Genomic DNA, 19063 nt, shown 5'->3' on the forward strand with positions numbered 1-19063 from the left:
CCCCGATGCGAATCGGGGCTTTTTTTGTTCTTATTCATTTGGGTTTAACAGCAATTTTCTACCGTCTGGCAAAATCGCGGTGGCAGAAACTTTGCAATCCTCAAGCAGCGGTTCATAAGTCACAGTATAAGTAACTTCAGAATTCTCTCTCCGTGCTACAAACCAGTTTTCTTTGCCATTGCTTGGAAGAATCTCATTTTGCTGATAGCAAGAAATACTATGTATTACAGGCGTATCCATGGTTATTTTAAAATCGCGTCCAGCCGCATTGACTCCTGTAATTCTTCCTACGGAAGTGAGACTTAATAGTGAGTGGATTCTCAGTGAGTCAGTTGTCAAGGAGTCGCTTAAGTAATCTTTTGTATGAAGGAATTTTCCTGAGAATTCTGAACTTAACTCAGCTTGTGTTCTTTCTATAATCTCGATAAATTCTTCAGAAACTTGAAGTGAATCCTCACTGGAGAAAGATCGGATCCCCTCAATAGAATTTGATCCGAATCTGTATTCATCGTATTCCATCGTCCATTTCTTAATTGGGCTGATGGTAGTAGTATCAAATTTGATTATCAATCTTCCGCTTCTGGCATATTCTCCTGCTTGATCACAAACTGTATTTGAAAGGAAATCCAGAGTGACTTCTTTAGCTTTTTCATCCAAAGAAATTACCGGGCAGCTTGGTAAACCAACAGAGTCCAGTTGCTGATATTGCTCCCAGGACAGCATAGCAAAATAGAGGCTTTCGTTCCAATCCTTAGAAATACTGAACAGCTCAGCTGCCTCTTTGGTCAAGTCTGTCTGAATTACTTTATCTTCATCCTCCTCACAGCTCATCAAAATAGGCATTAGGATGATGAGTCCGAAAATTATTTTTTTCATTCTATGACGTTTAAAAATATTGGAGTTGGTTCAAGGATTCTACTTCAATTACCACGCCGAATTAACTATCTTCGAAATCAACGATAAACTACAAATTTATGATTTTAGCAGAGGGTATGCTCAAACCTGGAGCACTAAAAGGGAAAAATATTATAGTTACCGGAGGCGGAACAGGTCTTGGAAGATCGATGGGAGAGTATTTTTTAGAGTTGGGAGCCAATCTAGTTATTACCTCCAGGAAGCTCGATGTACTCCAGGAAACAGCTAAGGAAATGATGGTCGTAAAGGGAGGAAAGGTAATTCCATTAGCTTGTGATGTACGCGAGATTGATCAGGTAGAAGCTATGTGGAAAGATGCTACGGATCACCTTGGACAAATTCATGTGGTGCTGAACAATGCTGCGGGGAATTTCATCAGTCCTACAGAACGACTTTCTACCAATGCTTTTAATACGGTATTGGATATTGTGCTGAAGGGCACTTCTCAAGTGACTCTTACAGCTGGCAAAGACTGGATCGCAAAGAAGCAGACTGGTATTTTTCTCAATATTGTGACTACGTATGCTTGGACTGGATCAGGGTACGTCGTTCCATCTGCTGCAGCAAAAGCAGGAGTTTTAGCCTTGACGCGTTCTTTGGCTGTAGAATGGGCAAAATATGGGATTCGCTCCAATGCGATTGCGCCAGGGCCATTTCCGACCGAAGGAGCCTGGAGTCGATTATTGCCTGGAGATTTGCTGAAGAAATTTGACCCGGCTAAAAAAGTACCAGTAGGAAGAGTAGGAGAGCATCAGGAGCTTGCCAATCTGGCAGCTTACCTAGTCTCAGATTACTCTTCTTATGTAAATGGAGAAGTAATGACAATTGATGGGGGAGAATGGCTTAAAGGAGCTGGAGAATTTAATAATCTTGATCAGATACCAGAAGAAATGTGGGACATGATGGACGCATCAAGAGGAAAAAAAGCATGAGCCTCAAAGTAATTTGGGGCTATCTGAAAGCTAAATGGAAAATGAGGAATTTTTGAACTTTTGTAGTTCTTAGTTTTACATCAATGCATTATTCGTATCGCTTGACAAATCATTCTCTATAGATTTGTTTTTTTGGACAGATTCCTTGATGCTTTTCTTGAGGGATTGATCCAGCGATTTGGTTTCATTTTTGATCATCTGCACAAGTTGGCTGGATTCGCTGTTTAGCGGTTCGCTTTCAAGAATTTCCAGAATCCCCAGAATATTTGCCACCCGTGCCCTAAGCGTGTGGGACTGTTCAAACGCAAGTTCTTTTAAAAAGTAATGATGTTCTTTAATCCAAATGTCTTGTTTCTTTCTGTCGGAAATATCTAAAATACATCCTAATATTTTGGTAGGATATCCTGCGTTTGACCATTCAATAGTTTTACCAAAACCTAAAGCCCAGATTATCTTATTGTTCTTTTGATTTATTCTGAATTCCTTTTTGAAAGGCATATTTCCCGAAGTCTTAAAGTGGGTTCCCAAGTCACGCATCAGTTTTGGGAAATCCTCGGGATGGATATGTTTCTGCCAAGAAATAGGAGTGGTTCCTTTTAATTCATCTTGTGTATATCCAAGCATTTGTCCCAGACCCTGACTAATCTTATCTCCTTTGTTTGTTAAATCAAACTCCCAAAAACCAAGCAATTTATCTTCTAGTATGCTGTCTATTATTTCCTTGCCATCATTCTTAGAGCTGTCAAAGAGATCTCCCAATCCAATATTATATGGCATTGGCTGGATGACTGGATGTCCTATACCCAAGCAAGTCCCAAACTCTTCTGAAATAAAAAAGAACTCCCATTTAGTGTCTACAGCATCTCCTTGTGGATTTTCTATCTTTTGAAGATCTACAGTGAAAGATTGATGTGAATTTCTCCAAGCTTTATTCCGATGAGTCTCATATTTCCCCCAATTTGAAGCAACAAAATAGTCTGCGAAATAGATTGGTTTATTTTTTTTATCGAAATAATTAGGGTTGGGGTCAATATCAGACTCAGTGGTTATGACCTTACCAGTTTTGTCTAGGGTGACCTGAAAGAAGTAATCTGACACAACCCCTAAGTGACTTAGGGCCTGAATAGCATGGTAGTTGTTCATAAGTCAAATCTAAAGAAACTTTATTCGTTTTGTTTTTAAAAACATATAATTAAGTGTAAAATACAAAAAATTATATTTAAAATAATACAACCGATTTAAACTGGCTTAGAATCAGTAGGGATAAATGGGGATAAGGTGATTTCAGTTTTTGAGTAAAAAATATCAATTTGGTTTCAGGCAGCTCAGCCGAAAGGTAAATGATGGGAACCTATGGCTTTGATGCCGGCTGGGGCAGCGGTCGATAAGCTTAAAGAATGAGTAGAAAAAGTGAAAGTCGGGGATCAAACTATGTGAAGTACTGCGATGTCTACTATTTGCCCGTACAGGTAGATGGAAAAGATGCTTGTCAAATCATATTAGTAGAAAAGGCATTTCTATTATCAGATTTATTAGAAATGCATAAAGGCCGCTAATTGCGGCCTTTATGCATTGTAGATATACTTGATGTTGACTATTCCGCGTCTTGAGTAACTTCGGATACTGGTCTGAAGTTGCCTTCTGGCAGTTGCTCAGCTACTTCGTCTCGTTCAAAAGGGAATACCTCTACAATTGCGCTTTCTACAATATCTGGCACTCTAAAGCTCACTAGCATATTTCCCAAGCTTTCTTGGATTCTATCGTATGCTTCTTTGACATCATTGGCGGTGACGATCATATATTGTGTGACTTTTTTCTCTTTGCCACTTTCGCCATCAGCGACCATATAGGAGATTTTACACTTATGCCAGATGTCGGCATCCTCGTAAAAGAATACATCTACGATATTGCTCTTGCTGATACCGGTAACTTGAAAATCTCCCCGAATCTGAGAAGCAAGCCTATCATATAGAATTGCCTCTGCCTCGGTAAAGGATACCGCATCCACTAGGTACTGCTCAGAAATATTCTTCAGCAATCCTTGTTCATTTTCTTTCGCGTACTTGACTTTGCACAAAAACCAGGTTCTCATATCTTTCTATTTGAATTTTCGAAGGTAAAATTTATCCTTAGAAGGACAAGAGGATTTCCGTTCAAAGAAATTGATAAACTACTAGCAATAGTACTAAGTCACTGACTGTCAGGTTGATTTATTTGTGTTGGAAATAAGCTTTAAAATCGAGTCTATCGAATGCTTCCTGAATTGTGGGGTGTTAAAAGAAAAGCAGTAAATTATCGCAAAACCTTGTACATGCGGGATAAAATCTGGTATAGCTTTCCGGTTCAGTTATTTCTACTTCACTTAAGAAAAAACCTAGGACTTGTTCTTATTTGGGTAGTCCTTATGGGCGTGATTTTGGAGTACTTCGGAGTTGTATTGGGAATTCCATTTCTCTTTATTGATCCAGAATATTTGCATGAGGTTTCATGGGTGAGTTTTTTCTTAATGGGAGTAGGATTTGCTTTTTTGACCATGGGGTTTCACATGTCCACTTATATAATGGATGGTCGTCATTTTCCATTTTTAGCGATACTGAACAAGCCTTTTATCCATTATTGTGTAAATAATGCAATTATCCCACTGATTTTCTATTTACTTTACATCATCAGATTTGTGGGTTTTCAGCTTGGTAATAATCTGTCAAATGACTGGGAAGTATTGTATTACCTTCTCGGATTCTTAGGTGGGGGAGTGATTACCTACTCCGTAATATTTGGGTATTTCTCTTTGACAAATAAAGATTTTTTTATCCTTTTTGCTGGGACTGTGAATAAGAGGCTTCGCAAAGTAAAGTTGACCCGGGCAAACGTACTGAGCCAGTATAAGGATCTGAAAACGCAAAATTACAAGGTTTTATACTACTTGAATATAAACCTTCATCCTGAGAAGGTACGGCCGGATATTTCCAGATTTGAAGGGGCAAAGTTGCTCCAGGTGTTCGATCAGAATCACTTGAATCTGTTTATCATTCAAATTGCCTTGATACTCTTTGTCTTATTTTTGGGCTTTTTCAAAGAGAATCCATACCTCCAGCTACCCGCAGCGATGAGCGCAACTCTATTGTTTGCTATACTGATTATGCTGGTAGGTGCGGTAAGTTTTTGGTTGAGAAGATGGTCCACCTTTGCAGTATTTGCCTTTCTGATTCTGGCTAATTACTTCAGCAACTTCAATTTCCTTAATCGTCCACACGAAGCTTATGGATTAAATTATTCAGTACCTCCTGTTAACTATAGTCTCGCACACATGGATTCCCTCCTGACTCCTGAACTAGTCAAAAAAGACCGGGATAATGTGCTAAAGATTCTGGACAATTGGAAAGCCAAGTTTCCTGATGAAAGCAAACCAAAGCTAGTGATGGTCGCTGCTAGTGGAGGCGGGCAGCGTGCAGCACTTTGGACAGTGAAGATTTTGCAGAGCATGTATGAAATAGAGGAAGGTGAGGTTATGAAGCACACAGAATTACTCACAGGCGCTTCTGGTGGAGTTTTGGGCGAAGCATTTTTCAGAGAAATTTACCTTAGATCCTTAACTGATCCTACAGTGGATCCTTTGGATGAAAAGTACCTGCATCAAATCTCTGCCGATAATCTCAATCCAATAATTTTTACTTTACTGGTTAATGATTTATTGATTCGAAATCAATATTTCCTTTACAATGGACACAAGTATCTCAAGGATAGGGGGTATGCTTTTGAGAGTCAATTGAATCAAAATACTGAAGGAATTCTCGATAAGCCAATTTCTGCCTACAAAGAGCCTGAGTTTTCGGGAACCATCCCTCTGCTTCCGGTTACTACTTTGATCACAAATGATGGTAGGAAGCTGGTGATTTCTCCGCACTCGATGTCATTTTTCGGAACATCCATGCTAGGCAAATTAGGTGCAGATGAGAAGAAACAGACGATAGATTTCCTTAGGTTTTTCGAAGATCATGACTCCGAGAACCTGCGATTCCTCTCCGCTTTACGGATGAGTGCTACTTTTCCTTTTATTACCCCAAATATTGAGCTGCCCAGCGATCCAGTTATGGAAACTATGGATACGGGTCTTTCAGACAATTTTGGGATTCAGGACGCGCTCCGTTTTATGTATGTCTTTCAGTCTTGGATCAATGAAAATACAGGCGGCGTAGTTTTGGTTACGATTAGAGATTCTGAAAAAGTAACTGAAATAGCGCCTAGTTTTCCACCTCGTATTTTCGAGAAGATTTTTACCCCGCTAAAAAATATTTACGCCAATTGGGATAATGTCCAAACCATCCAAAACGAGGTTCTTTTCAATTACATGGCTGAATCTATGCCTTTTGATCTGGAAAGGATAGAATTTGAATATGCACCAGAAAAGGTGCAAGCTGAGGAATTGACAGAAAGTCAGGAGACTATGCAGCGGGCATCTTTGAATTGGAGGTTGACTTCGCGAGAGAAAAAGTCAATTCTGGAAAGTGTCTATACGCTTAAAAACCAAAGCTCATTGAAGCGTCTTGAAGAGCTTTTTACAAAAAATCAGCCTGTAGTGGAAGATAGCGTCCTAGTGGCAGAAGAAATTAATCAATAAGCTAAACTTCAAATTCCTTCCCTCCAAGGAGAAAAGGTTGAGACTTAGTCCTAGAGAAAGCGAAAAATCATCAATATGAAAACCCCCACTTTTTATAAATAAAATGCATCAGCCAAGCTGGACCTATCAGTAGAAACTGCAGGTCTTTCAGGAAAGTGGGTTTTTTGCCTTCAACCTTATGTCCATAAAACTGCATGATCCAAGAGAGGACAAAAATAGCAATACTGAACATCCATAGCTTTCCTGGGGAATTCAAATCAATGAAATTTGCTACAGCCAGGCAGAGAGCCGAAAATAGAAACATTCCCAAAGTAAGTGGTGTGGAAAGCATGAGGTAATAAATCAGAACCAACGCCAAAACTATTGTGGCCCAATTGGCAAAATTGCCCAGAAAAGGCATCAGATCAGGAAGCGGCCCAACAGGAATACTGAAAATTAAGCCAACAATGCTAAAGAAAATTGCCGGCACACAAAACCAGTGTATGAGCTTATTAGTCATGTTTTGATGACTCAACCCGTATTCGTAGAATAACGCATCAATTTTTCTCATGGTATTTTGGGATTATATCGCTTAGATTTATTTAAAATACTAAATCTATTTTAATTCCTTTTTCTAAAATTCGAAATGTTCAGCTATTGGGAGAAAAAACACTTTTTTCATTACGACCTCATCGTGGTTGGTTCGGGCTTTGTCGGACTTTCCACTGCCATTCATTATAAGAAAAAACACCCAAAAGCAAACGTGCTTGTGTTAGAACGCGGAGTTTTTCCAACGGGAGCAAGTACCAAAAACGCAGGTTTTGCATGCTTTGGGAGCTTAACGGAGATATTGGATGATTTCTGGCACATGACACACGATGAAGTTTTGGCTCTGGTGGATCGGAGATATACAGGCCTCCAAGCGATAAGGAAGCAGTTTGGTGAGAAAAATCTGGGGTATTCTCACTCCAATGGCTATGAGCTTTTGGAAGAAAGCCAGTTAGAAGCTACGGATCAAATGGCTGGAGTGAATAAACTCTTAAAGTCCTTATTCAAAGAAGAGGTGTTTTCTCTGGTAAAAAATCCAGGAAAAATGGGTTTTTCTGATCAGGTAAAGGCAATTGTCAAGAATAAATTTGAAGGAGAGCTGGATCCTGGGATGTACATGACCTCGCTTTGGAAGCTAGCTCAGCAGGAAGGCATTCGAATATTAACGGGCGTCTCTGTATGTGAAATCCGAAAAGATGAAGGAATAGTCCTAGCTGAAGATGCAGCGGGAGAAATAAACCTGGAATTCATGGGCGGGAAAATTGCCATTTGTACCAATGCTTTCACCAAGAAGCTTTGGCCAGGCTCAGATATTCAGCCTGGCAGAGGGTTGATTCTCTTATCGAAACCACTGGATTTCGAAATCCCTTGGAAAGGATCATTCCATATGGACAAAGGATATGTTTATTTCCGTCAAATAGACGGAAGACTATTACTGGGAGGTGCTAGGAATATCGATTTTGAAGGAGAAAAAAGTATGGGTTTCGAAGTCAATCCAAAAATAAAGTTTCACTTAGAAAAGCTTGCAGATGAGGTGATCTTTCCAGGTAAAAATCTTGCTTGGGATACTGAATGGACTGGAATTATGGCCTTTGGCAAAATAAAATCTCCGCTAATCCAGCAGGTGGATGCCAAAACTGTGGCAGCGGTAAGACTTGGCGGAATGGGAGTCGCGATTGGCTGGCAAGTAGGGAAGGAGCTTTCTGTACTTTTGTCCAAGATGTAATTAATATTTTTTCATTAGATTCAAATCCTTAACTCATCAAACCCCGATTAATGCAAGGTTTAAACCGTACTCCAAAAGTTTTTGACGCACTGATTCCACTGGTTTTTTTGATTGTCCTTTTGGTATTGAATATTCAGGTTTTTGGTACAGATGGACTTTCTGGTTCCAATCAGATAGTACTGATCCTTTCATCCATGGTTGCCGCTTTGGTGGCAATTTATCGGTTAGGGTTTAACTGGGAGACGCTTCAGGATGGTATCGTCAAAAGTATCAGTGCGGCGATGTCCAGCATTTTGATTCTATTTTTAATTGGTGCTCTTGCAGGTACTTGGTTGCTCAGCGGAATTGTTCCCGCTATGATTTATTATGGACTTCAGATTTTGACCCCAGTGATATTCTTGGTTGCGGCATGTATCGTGAGTGCTATCGTTTCAGTGGCTACAGGAAGTAGCTGGACTACAGTTGCGACGGTGGGTGTTGCTTTATTGGGTATAGGCAAAGCTTTGGGATTTGAAGAGGGGATAATTGCTGGAGCTATCATTTCAGGAGCTTATTTTGGGGACAAAATGTCGCCACTTTCCGATACGACCAATCTAGCTCCGGCCATGGCGGGCACGGATTTGTTCACTCACATTCGCTACATGGCGAAGACTACTATTCCATCCATTTCTATCACCTTGATCATCTTTGTGGTGATCGGATTGAATTATGAGATTAATGGTGAAGTGACTGATGTGCAAGCCATTTCAGATGTGATTTTGGAGAAGTTCAATGTGACCGGTTGGCTGTTTATTGTTCCGATATTAGTGATTGTAATGATCGTGAGAAAAGTATCTGCTATTCCGGCATTGCTCACAGGAGCACTTCTGGGAGGGCTTTTTGCTATCATTTTTCAACCTGATATCATTCGTTTGATTGCCAATGAAAATGCCTCTTATGCTTACCAGAGTTTCAAAGCTGTAATGATGTCTCTGTATGGCGAAATCAGCATTTCTACGAGCAATGATGTGGTAAATGAGTTGCTTGTCACCAGCGGAATGGGAGGAATGATGAATACTATTTGGCTGATTATTGCAGCGATGGTGTTTGGGGGAATCATGGAGGAGAGTGGTATGCTGAGAGTTATTGCTGAAGCAGTGATCCAGAAAGTTCATAGTGTTGGTTCATTGATTGCATCCACAGCTGCGACTTGTGTGTTCTTTAATATCACCACCTCAGATCAATACCTTGCAATCCTAGTTCCAGGTAGAATGTATGCCGATGTGTATAGAAAAAGAGGGTTAGCTCCAGAAAATCTCAGCAGAACTTTGGAAGATTCTGGCACAGTGACTTCTGTTTTGATACCTTGGAATACCTGTGGAGCTACACAGGCTTCGGTTTTAGGAGTGGCTACACTAACGTATGCCCCCTATTGCTTTTTTAATATTATTAGTCCCTTTATGACCATTCTATATGGTTATTTCAAAATTGGGATCGCCTATTACGATGAAGAAGAAGAAGAAAAGTTGGTATGATTTCATTTAAGATTACGAAAGAAGAAGTAAATGCCCTTCCACTTGGACAGTTTGAGGGAGAAATGTTTTTAATCGATAAAGCAGACGATGTAGAGGAAGTTGCAGAATTTCTTGTACAGCAGCGGGTCATAGGCTTTGATACGGAGACTAAACCGGCCTTTCAAAAAGGAGTGGTGAATCAGGTTTCGTTACTTCAGCTTTCTACCTCGACTCAGGCGTTTTTGTTTAGATTGAATAAAATCGGTTTTCCGGATTCTATTCGAAATATTCTGGAAAAAGATAGCATTGTGAAAGTTGGTGCAGCGGTTCACGATGACATCAAAGGACTGGCAAAGCTTACAGATTCGTTTTATGCCACTTCATTTTTCGATCTGAATGATGAACTGAAAAGAGTTGGGTTTGTAAATATTGGCGTAAGAAATCTTTGCGCGATGGTACTTGGAATACGAATTTCTAAGTCTGAGCAAGTATCAAATTGGGAAGCAGAAACCCTCACAATCAAGCAGCAACGTTATGCGGCGACTGATGCTTGGGGATGCATGGAGATTTTCAAAAAGCTAAAAGCTGAAGGCTATTTGGATGAATTGTTCAAATAACAGTCAATTCCAAACTTTCAATGTCCTCTAGAGAAGTGACAATAAGCTCCTCCAGACCTTTCCTGAATTCCAGCTCCATCTGGCAGTCCAAAGTCATTTCTTGAGATAGAATCTGTAAGTCATGTGCTTTGATGAGTTTCATGACATCGTTCATCACAGGATAAGGGAAATGAATAGAAACTGAAGTTTTAAGGTGCTCTTCCATGATTTCATTTTCCTCGATTGCCAAAGCGGCAGAGGTTTTATAGGCTTGGATCAAACCACTTATCCCAAGTTTTGTACCGCCAAAATAGCGCACAACTACTATCAGAATATTCGTGAGATTGTTAGACCTGATCTGACCCAAAATCGGATCTCCGGCAGAATGATTTGGTTCTCCATCGTCATTCGCCCGAAATTGATCGGCATCTTTACCCAGCATCCAAGCAAAGCAATGATGTCTGGCATCAAAGTATTTTTTTCTTAGATCACTCAAATGATTTTTGATTTCCTCTTCATTTTTCACCGGGAAAGAAAAATAAAAAAACTTACTGCTCTTGTCTTTGTAAAGCCCTTCACTGGTTCTTGAAACAGTTAAAAATGTATCTTCGAATGTTGACTCGTCGCCGAAGTCTGACATAGGTTTGTTGCTTTGGATGAGAGCGAATTTAGAAAATTAACAAATGGGTAACAGTTTATCCATTTGAATTATATTAATTTTAGCTGGAGGAATTAGTAGAAATGCCTGAATCAATTATTTCGCAAGCACCTTATAGGTTCGTCCTTCCCGGGAATTCAGATGAAAAGGGAAGTCTTCACTTTTGGGAGAATTCAGAAATCTTTCCAGATGGGATACAGAGATGTTTTTGGATTTCAGATGTGAAGGAAGGTGAGACCCGTGGAAATCACGCACACTGGCATGAGTCGCAAGTGATTGTGGCAGTAGCTGGGAAGATTCAATTAGAGATTCACTCGGTTCAGGATCAAGTTTTTGATTTCGTACTTGATTCGCCCGAGCAAGCTGTTTTCATTCCCCCTTTAAATTGGTTAGTAGCTAGATTTACACCCAACTCAGTCTTGCTTGGGATGTCGGATCGGGCTTTTTCGGAAGATGATTATATCAGAGACTTAGACTATTTTGGAAAGCTTCAAGCAAGAAATAAATGAATCCCACGAGCTTCGGGTGATTTCCGCCATTAAGGAGGATAAGGATTATTTTCTAAGCAATTTCTCGTCGGAGAAGTATCGGGATCAGCTGGATTTTATCTGGGAGAAAAAGCAAAAAGTCAAAGCAAGAATCACTTTTGCAATTTATAAAAGTGGTGAAGCAGTCTCACTTCCTAAAGCGCCTTTTGGAGGTTTTTGGATACGTGATGGCTTGAGTTCGGTCTCTTTGGAAGCTTTTATTTTGGCCATAATTGAAGAAATGAGCCATCGAGGAATCCAATCTATCTCCCTTACCCAGTCGCCAAAACCCTACGAACCTCAATTTGATTTGATTAATTACCTGTTGTTCAAAAGTGGTTTTGAACAGGCAAAGGTACTTACTCATCATTTTTTCATAGGTAGAAAGAAGATCAAGAAATTAGTGCAAAAGGAGTCTGACAAACTTCAAAAGAAAAGCAAGCATTCTGGCTTGCAAATCAATCACTCTTCTATTTCTAATTTTGGTTTTTTGAAAGAAATTCGCTCTTGGAATGCTCAAAAGGGCTATGAAATTTCGATTGATGAAAATAGAATTGTGCAGCAAGTTTCAGAATATCCAGATCGATATTTTCTGATTACGGTTAGCAAAAATGGCGATGCAATTGGGTATTCTCTTGGTGTCAAACTCACCAGTGATTCTTTATATTATTTTCTGTCTGCTATGAATCCGAAAATTCCTGTGAAGAACGGAGGCGAGCTTATCCTGAATGAGCTTTTTCAGCTTGCTGTGGAGCAAAAAGTGAATTTTATTGACTTGGGGTCCTCAGATCTAGATAATGGAGCAAATCATAGCCTGATGTTCTTCAAGTCGCGCTACTCAAATGATATCTGCAACAAGATCACTTGGGTAAAGAAGATCTAAGATGGAAGAAGCTGATCTTGTCACCGTTATATGTATTGCTTTCAATCATGAGAAATGGATTGAAAAAGCATTGGATAGTGTTCTCCTCCAGGACTACAGATTGAAGGAATTGATCATTGCTGATAATGGGAGTTCCGATCAATCTGCTGGAATTATACAGGAGTGGGTGAAAAAACATTCCATGGAGCTTCCAGTTTCTGCTAATTTTAAATCAGAATCAATCCCGTATTGTAGGCTTTTCAACGAAATGCTGAATCTGGCAAAGGGTGATTTTATAGTTGATCTCTCAGGAGATGATTTTTTATACCCACAGCATCTTTCACTTTCCATTGAAAGAATAAGGCAAGTTCCAAATTCGGCTTTTGTTTTTTCAGATGCTGACATCTGTGAAGAAAACGGAGCTAAAGAAAGTTATTATAAGGGAAATGAAGTTGATGATCTGAGAGAAAGGGTGTTAGCAAGGGGGTTTTATCAAACACTTATAAGTAGAAGCTATATTTCATCTCCTACGGTGGTTTTTAGAAGCCAAATTCTCAAGCAAGAAGGTGGATATGATGAAACACTTTCTTATGAGGACTTTGATATACAGATTCGCCTTACAAGTAAATATCCAGTTGTCTATTCTGATCACGTCGGCGTTTATAAACGAAAGCATTCCCATTCACTTTCGGCCAATCAATACCGGCGCTATCAATCAGAAATGCTTCCAAGCACGTTTCGTGTCTGCGAAAAAATCAGAGAAATGAATGAGTCCTTAAGTGAAGATTTGGCTTTGAAAGAGCGAGTTCTTTTTGAATTGAAGCATGCACTCTGGTCTGCGAACTTCGATTCGGCAAAAGGTTTTGTGAACCTAGCTAATGAGCTAAATGCAAAAGGTCTAGAGTTTCGACTTTACAAGGTTTGGCTTCGACTTCGTCTAGACATTTCCTGGCTTTATGTCCAATTAACCTGACTAGCCAACTATAACTTCGATAAAAGGAGGTTTAGAAAAGTATTTTTGTCCAATACTAAGTATGTCTTCTGCAGTGAATTTTTTCAAATACGCCAATTTCTCAGCGTAATAGTCGAAGTCCATTCCTGAATGATGAACTGCTTTGAATCTATCAATCAAGTCAAATGAAGTGCTGAATTGCTTAAGCATCTGCCCGATGAGAAAGTTTCTTACCACCTCAAGTTCGTCTGCATCAATTTCCACTTCAGTTAAGACTTTTATTTCATGATAGATTTCTTTGACTACCTCTGAATAGAATGCTTTTTGAACATCGGCTTCTATTACCCAATAGTTCGAGTCGCCAATTTCAGCTAGAGATGAGTGAATTCCATAGGTATGACCTTTGTCTTCACGGATATTTTTGATAAGCCGAGAACCAAAATATCCTCCAAGAATTGTATTAAAAACCGTAAGCGCTATAAAGTCGGGATGTATTTTTGGAATCGACCAACTGCCGATGCGAATACTGCTTTGTACTGATTTCTCTTTGGGTTCTGTCACTGCCAACAGTGTATTTATACCCGGCAAAAGAACAGGTTCTAAAACTGGCCTATTTGGTAGTTTTCCCAATAGTGAGCATAGACTCTCCAGCTCTTTCGTATCGAAATTTCCAGTCACGAAAATTTCCAAGTCTTGCCAAAGCATTGTTTCGTAATAGGAGATCAGTTGATCTGTTGTCACCGTAGCAACGTGACTTTCTTCTATTTCTACTCCATAAGGATGATATGCACCAAACAGGCATTTTCTGAAAACTTGACTAGCTCTTGAAGCTGTTCTTTCTCTTTCTAGTTGGATACTAAGCTTCCGCTGTGACTGACGCTTTTCCAGCATATCCTGCGGAAAAGTGGCATCAGTAAATAAGGAACTAAATACCTCTAATACGGTAGAGAGATGTTTTTTGGTAGATAAAAGCCCAAGTCCTTCGTGCGAGAATGTCAAAATAGGATGAACCTCTGATGCATAAAAGTCAAAGAATTCAGCGATTTCTCCAGCCTCTTTTTGCTTTGTCCCTTCCTGTAGCATTTGAAGTGTGAAGGAGGGGACAAGTGTGTGGTCGAGGGGAAGAGAGGCTCGTTGACCTTTGCCAAGCACATCGATTTTAACGGCGTCTATACCAGGTGTAGGAATATAAAAGAACTTTGCTCCATTGGAAAGTTTGAATTCCGATGGGGGCAATAGTTCAAAATCCTCAGGAACATTGAATTCCGGAGCCTTTGACCTGTCTAAAATCATTTTTAATTGGAAATATTGTAAATCAAAGAGAATCGCAATGTCTCTGCAAGTGGGTGGTTTTGCCTTTGAGGAACCAAGTAAGAGAAGTCAAATCCAAGTCTTTTCAGATCAAAACCCACTCCCATGGTGAAGTATTTTCTTCCTCCTTTATTTGGGTTCTCATAAAAATAACCTGTGCGAAGAGCAAACTTATCGTCGTAGGTATATTCGGCTCCGAATGAAATTATGATTTCTTGCATTTCCTCCGAAAATCCTCCAGGAGCATCAGCAAAAGACCCAAAAATCCCTGAAATTAATGGCCGATTTGGATCTTTTCCGTTCCCTGGTGCTATGATGAGATTTCCGTCTGCATCTGTTTCCAAAGTTCCATCTTCATTGGTCGAATAGATAGGTGGAGTAGGGACAAGGAGTTTGTTGAGATCCAGTGCAAAAGTAATCGTGTTCATTGGGTCAAGATCTATAGAATATGCAGCTCCCACCTTAAGGTTGGTAGGGATGTAATCCAGATCATCTGCTGAGTTATAAGTAATCTTTGGGCCGATATTCGATATACTAAGTCCCCATGAAAAGTTGGCGTCTTTGGCTCCAGCGAATATTGGTTTTGAATAATAAAGTCCCACATCTGTTCCAACACTAATTCCAGCTTTGGCCTCACTGCCCCCAACTGAAGATATATTTCCTGAAAGATTAGAGTATATGAACCGTGCAGAAATACCCAATCCCAGGTAGGTGGAAAGTTTTCTTGAATACGTCCCGCCTATTGCAATATCACGTGGATTGAATTCACCTAGTGGATTTCCGTTGCCATCAGTCAACTGAATATCTCCCATATCGAAGTAGCGCAAATCAAATCCAAATGCAGAAACCTCATCAATTCTGAAAAATCCGGTTAGGTAGCTCAAAGACATGTCGTTCACAAGCTTACCTAGCCATGGCGAATACGAGAGGGAAAATCCCACATCATTTTCTACGAAGGCAAGTTGACCTGCATTCCAATGAGCTGAACTTGCATCGGGGGAAAGAGCTACCCCAACATCTCCCATCCCTGAATGCCTTGAGTCTGGAGCAAAATTCAAAAATGGCACAGCTGTAGTTATCACTCTTCGATCAGGGTCTTGACCAGAGATAATAGTGCTATTCTGCGCATAGGCAGAGAAAGTAGCCAGGGTAAAAACTGCAATAAGTAAGTTTTTCTTATTTTTTGTGGCTATTTTTTTCATTGAATCACGATTAGTCCGCTTACTGAATCTGTCGAATTATCAAATTCTGACTGTAGCGTTAATTTGTAAATATAAGTTCCTTTTGCTGGATATTTGGTTTGGCTTTGTAAAAAAAACCAAGACAAATCCCCAATGAGAGCGTTGGCTTTGACTAAACGCTCGCCTTTTGAAAATAGTATCTTGCCATCTGTTTGGTAAACAGCAAGTGTTAAAATTAAATTTTCTCCAGGTCTGTTATGCTCAAGCTCAAAATGACTTTCAATTTGGGTTGGGTTTGGGTAAGTTTTGTGATTTAAGATACGAAGTCTATTGCTCCCTTTTACAATTATCTCTTGACTGAGCACATTCTCATTCCCTAAGTTGTCCCAAGCTCGGATAGTAACCAAATTCTTACCTTCTTTTAATTCAGTGAGTCTGAAATTAGCTTTTCCGGATGTATAGGTGCTGTTTTCTGCTACAAAATATTTATTCAATTGTATCTTATCATTTTGATTTATTTGGATGGTCAAATTTTCAGATGGTAAGAAACCAGAGATGTTTACTCCACTCGAATCTGTAAAAGATGCTTCCATACTTATAATAGTAGAAGGAAAAGTGAATGGAGCGGACTCTTTTCCCCCAAAAATAGCAGTAATGACAGGGCCTTCTGTATCTTCTGGAAAATTGCTTGAAGTACCACCTACCAGAGGTGAGTCAAATCCAAAAGCTTCCCATGCTTGTTCTTGACTTTCTCCAAGGATACGAATTCTTCCTTCTCCAAATTCCAAATCTATGTTTTTTGGAATGATCATTTTCCCTTTGATCTGGCCAGAAGCAATTTCCCCCGTTCCTCTGAAGAGAAGGGTTTTTTCTTCCTTAAATTCCACAGTGCTGCTTTCATCTCCCAATGTTTTGCTTGGTGCTGGTTTATCATGGAGTTCAATTGTATAGCTTCCTTCGAAATTAGAGGCTATTCCTCCAGTGCTGGGATTTTTCACCTCGGCCTCGAATTCCACTTCTTGCAGAGCAGAAAGGGTGTCCAAAGGGTTCTTAGTTTTTGGATTTTTGAAGGAAGTAAATTCTATTTGGAATTCAGGAGCAGCCAACTTCATGCTTGGATCTGCCAAAAGACTAAAGTTCCTGTTAAGAGCTCCGTTTTGACTTTTGTTTTTTGTATTTCGGAAAATGGTACCCAAATCCTGAGCTAGCCCGTTTTCCAATCTGAAAACTTCTTCAATAAAAGCTTCATTAAGCGAGAAATTCACACTACTGAATACAGGTCTTCCTGTAGTCAAAAGACCTATTGCGCCCTTGTTCTGAGCAATAAGCAGTTCTTCAGCCGCTGATCGCAGGAAGGGGCTATCGTGCCGCCCAAACTCGCAGGTAGCTGTCATCCAAAGAGCCAGTTGATCCTGATCAGCCCAATTATTAATGTCTGAGGTCAGGAATACTTCTTCAGCTGTAAGCGTAGTTTCGTTTCCATGGCCAATATAATTCAAGAGCAATGTCCCACGATCTAGCGTTTCTTCCAGCGCAGATTTTGTTTGGGGTGAGGACTGCCGTTCTCCTGTTTTCTTCTGTTCAAATCTGTCCAGATACAATTTCTCCTGCTTGTATTCTTTGTGATTGATATTCAGAAAGGCAGCGTGCGATTCAGAATCGCGTAAATGGATATTGTTATCCCCGTCATCAGCAAAAAAGGTCACTGTTTTTTTCCAGTCGCCAGCTTTAGGATTGCTTTCGTAGTCAATGATTTTGTCTACGACTACATTGGCTTCCTGTGCGTTGATTACCGGCAATCTACCCACGCCGATTTGCATAGTTTCATCGCCCTCACGGCTTTCTTCCCATTCGCCCTGACCATATTCGAGCAGAGAGAAATAATCATCAGAGCTAAACGTAGTAAGAGGATTCAGGCTGTTTCTACTAGTGTAAATAGGAACCAGATTTGGTCTTCCTCCGAGTTTTCCTTTGTAATCAAAAGTCCCTTTTCCTAGGATTAATAAATTTTGAAGTTTTGCGCCTTGATGATAATGCCAAGCAACAAAATTGCGAATAGCATTTAAGTCATTGTTGCCATAGCCAAAAGCATCGTAAATGTCTTCTAGGTAGAAAACTTCGGAATGAATCCCCATTCCGATTTTATGAAGGCTAAGCTTCTCAGCGGAATTGCTCAGCATTCTAGGAGCAATTATCACTAAGTCTGGCCAAGAGGATTGTGATCTCAGACCAAGAGTGGCGGGTTTCATTCGGGATATTTCTTTGGTTTCTTCCATGTTGAAAACAATAAATTTCTGTCCGGATATGATTGATCCCGAACTTAGATCAAGGGCTTTGGGACTGAAAAAATCACTTACTTCCCAAGCTGATAAACTAGTCAAAGGAGATATGGAAATGGAAGCAGGTTTGCTTAAATAATAAACACCCTCCTTAAGCGAATCACTGGAAAGTGGTACACCTATTCCCAGATATTCGAAATAACCAGCACCATTGGGATCTGAAGCTTGGAATGAAATTCTTAATCGATCTATTTTATTTCCTGAGGGTGAAAAGCTTTCATTGACACTAGCTTCTTGGCCTTTGATGCCATAAGTAGTACTTGGAATTCCATCAATAGAACTCTCATATATAGTCAAGTCATCTACTGCTACAGAGATTTTAGCTTTGGTACTTGACCGACCCATTAATTTCCCGACAACTTTCCAATCGGCGGTTGAATTGGTTTGTAGAGGAAAAGCATATCCTCGTGTTATTCCTGGAGCAACTGCTCGTGAATACCAAGCTCGCCCAGAATTTAGGATATTGTTTTCATCCTCTTTAAGCCAATTCCATTGATAAAGGATGGATGGAACTGAAGTGCCTGATTGTCCAGCGATCGTTGAGATTCTCTTTGTTTTTGGCGATGTCCCAATCAAAAAACTAATTGAATCAGCGTACTGATTAGGATGATATTCTGTGCGGTATTCAGTAAACTCATACTTGTTAGGAGAAGAAAGATAGAAATACAAGTTGCCGTCTTTTTCCCAACCCGGAACCTCTTGGAGGTCTAAGTTTTCACTCTGCAAAAGTTGGGGCAGCATACCTGGATATCCATACACTGCAATTTCATTCAGTGAATTTGCCCCTAACTTTTGAGCTTGAATGGAAGTTATTTTATAAACGCCTTCGTCGGCGATTTTAAATTTGAAAAATGAGTTTTGGCCAAATGCTGATTCAACAATCAGCAATAAGCTGAAAAGGAAAGAAAATAATAGCTTGTGGCACT

Annotated in this window: 16 protein-coding genes; 8 read left to right on the top strand and 8 right to left on the bottom strand. The window is 39.9% G+C overall.

Annotated elements, in window-relative coordinates; genetic code table 11:
* Positions 1 to 30: 30 nt before the first annotated feature.
* On the bottom strand, positions 31 to 876 hold the full coding sequence (locus BVH04_RS14590; RefSeq protein WP_086542201.1) for a hypothetical protein: 846 nt from the start codon (positions 874 to 876) through the stop codon (positions 31 to 33).
* Between the two features lie 98 nt (positions 877 to 974).
* Here BVH04_RS14590 and BVH04_RS14595 point away from each other — a divergent pair, with 98 nt between their 5' ends.
* Entirely contained in the window at positions 975 to 1847 is an 873-nt protein-coding gene (locus BVH04_RS14595; protein WP_086542202.1) for an SDR family oxidoreductase, read from the top strand.
* Positions 1848 to 1922: 75 nt separating this feature from the next.
* Here the strand turns inward: BVH04_RS14595 and BVH04_RS14600 are convergent, their stop codons facing one another.
* Together BVH04_RS14600 and BVH04_RS14605 are read right to left on the bottom strand one after the other, a co-directional pair.
* Complete coding sequence (locus BVH04_RS14600; RefSeq protein ID WP_086542203.1) at positions 1923 to 2990, bottom strand: PAS domain-containing protein; 1068 nt, start codon at positions 2988 to 2990, stop codon at positions 1923 to 1925.
* Positions 2991 to 3441: 451 nt separating this feature from the next.
* Positions 3442 to 3939 (bottom strand): DUF4494 domain-containing protein, encoded by a 498-nt coding sequence (locus BVH04_RS14605; protein ID WP_086542204.1) that lies wholly within the window; start codon positions 3937 to 3939, stop codon positions 3442 to 3444.
* Between the two features lie 159 nt (positions 3940 to 4098).
* Here BVH04_RS14605 and BVH04_RS14610 point away from each other — a divergent pair, with 159 nt between their 5' ends.
* Complete coding sequence (locus BVH04_RS14610) at positions 4099 to 6465, top strand: patatin-like phospholipase family protein (RefSeq protein WP_317045502.1); 2367 nt, start codon at positions 4099 to 4101, stop codon at positions 6463 to 6465.
* Between the two features lie 70 nt (positions 6466 to 6535).
* On the opposite strand, the gene BVH04_RS14615 is transcribed toward BVH04_RS14610, so the two are convergent.
* The gene (locus BVH04_RS14615) at positions 6536 to 7015 is read right to left on the bottom strand and encodes an Mpo1 family 2-hydroxy fatty acid dioxygenase (RefSeq protein ID WP_086542205.1); all 480 of its coding nucleotides are present in this window, start codon (positions 7013 to 7015) and stop codon (positions 6536 to 6538) included.
* Between the two features lie 75 nt (positions 7016 to 7090).
* On the opposite strand from BVH04_RS14615, the gene BVH04_RS14620 reads away from it, so the two are divergent.
* Genes BVH04_RS14620 through BVH04_RS14630 form a run of 3 tightly spaced genes read left to right on the top strand, consistent with a single transcriptional unit; the run spans position 7091 to position 10328 of the window.
* On the top strand, positions 7091 to 8218 hold the full coding sequence (locus BVH04_RS14620; protein ID WP_086542206.1) for an NAD(P)/FAD-dependent oxidoreductase: 1128 nt from the start codon (positions 7091 to 7093) through the stop codon (positions 8216 to 8218).
* 50 nt (positions 8219 to 8268) lie between these two features.
* Complete coding sequence (gene nhaC, locus BVH04_RS14625) at positions 8269 to 9732, top strand: Na+/H+ antiporter NhaC (protein ID WP_086542207.1); 1464 nt, start codon at positions 8269 to 8271, stop codon at positions 9730 to 9732.
* A complete protein-coding gene (locus tag BVH04_RS14630) occupies positions 9729 to 10328 on the top strand; it encodes a 3'-5' exonuclease (protein WP_086542208.1) in 600 nt (199 codons plus the stop codon). The genes nhaC and BVH04_RS14630 overlap by 4 nt, the downstream gene beginning before the upstream one ends.
* Here BVH04_RS14630 and BVH04_RS14635 read toward each other — a convergent pair.
* Positions 10321 to 10947, bottom strand: coding sequence for an IMPACT family protein (locus BVH04_RS14635; protein WP_086542209.1), 627 nt, complete (start codon positions 10945 to 10947; stop codon positions 10321 to 10323). The genes BVH04_RS14630 and BVH04_RS14635 overlap by 8 nt on opposite strands.
* 101 nt (positions 10948 to 11048) lie before the next feature.
* Here BVH04_RS14635 and BVH04_RS14640 point away from each other — a divergent pair, with 101 nt between their 5' ends.
* The 3 genes from BVH04_RS14640 to BVH04_RS14650 are packed head-to-tail and all read left to right on the top strand — an operon-like array spanning position 11049 to position 13327.
* Positions 11049 to 11474, top strand: coding sequence for a sugar 3,4-ketoisomerase (locus tag BVH04_RS14640; protein WP_086542210.1), 426 nt, complete (start codon positions 11049 to 11051; stop codon positions 11472 to 11474).
* On the top strand, positions 11446 to 12375 hold the full coding sequence (locus tag BVH04_RS14645) for a hypothetical protein (RefSeq protein ID WP_240510941.1): 930 nt from the start codon (positions 11446 to 11448) through the stop codon (positions 12373 to 12375). The genes BVH04_RS14640 and BVH04_RS14645 overlap by 29 nt, the downstream gene beginning before the upstream one ends.
* 1 nt (position 12376) lies before the next feature.
* Positions 12377 to 13327, top strand: a complete 951-nt coding sequence (locus BVH04_RS14650) for a glycosyltransferase (protein ID WP_086542211.1) — start codon at positions 12377 to 12379, stop codon at positions 13325 to 13327.
* Here BVH04_RS14650 and BVH04_RS14655 read toward each other — a convergent pair whose 3' ends face one another.
* Genes BVH04_RS14655 through porU form a run of 3 tightly spaced genes read right to left on the bottom strand, consistent with a single transcriptional unit; the run spans position 13328 to position 19025 of the window.
* Positions 13328 to 14599: a M16 family metallopeptidase gene (locus BVH04_RS14655; RefSeq protein ID WP_086542212.1), complete on the bottom strand. Its 1272-nt coding sequence runs from the start codon at positions 14597 to 14599 to the stop codon at positions 13328 to 13330.
* Positions 14600 to 14601: 2 nt separating this feature from the next.
* Positions 14602 to 15819, bottom strand: coding sequence for a type IX secretion system outer membrane channel protein PorV (porV, locus tag BVH04_RS14660; protein ID WP_086542213.1), 1218 nt, complete (start codon positions 15817 to 15819; stop codon positions 14602 to 14604).
* Positions 15816 to 19025 carry a type IX secretion system sortase PorU gene (gene porU, locus BVH04_RS14665; protein ID WP_169714442.1) on the bottom strand — a complete coding sequence of 1070 codons (3210 nt, stop codon included), beginning with the start codon at positions 19023 to 19025 and terminating at the stop codon, positions 15816 to 15818. The genes porV and porU overlap by 4 nt, the downstream gene beginning before the upstream one ends.
* Positions 19026 to 19063 lie beyond the last annotated feature (38 nt).

The sequence above is a fragment of the Algoriphagus antarcticus genome (assembly GCF_002150685.1).
GTDB classification, from domain to species: Bacteria; Bacteroidota; Bacteroidia; order Cytophagales; family Cyclobacteriaceae; genus Algoriphagus; species Algoriphagus antarcticus.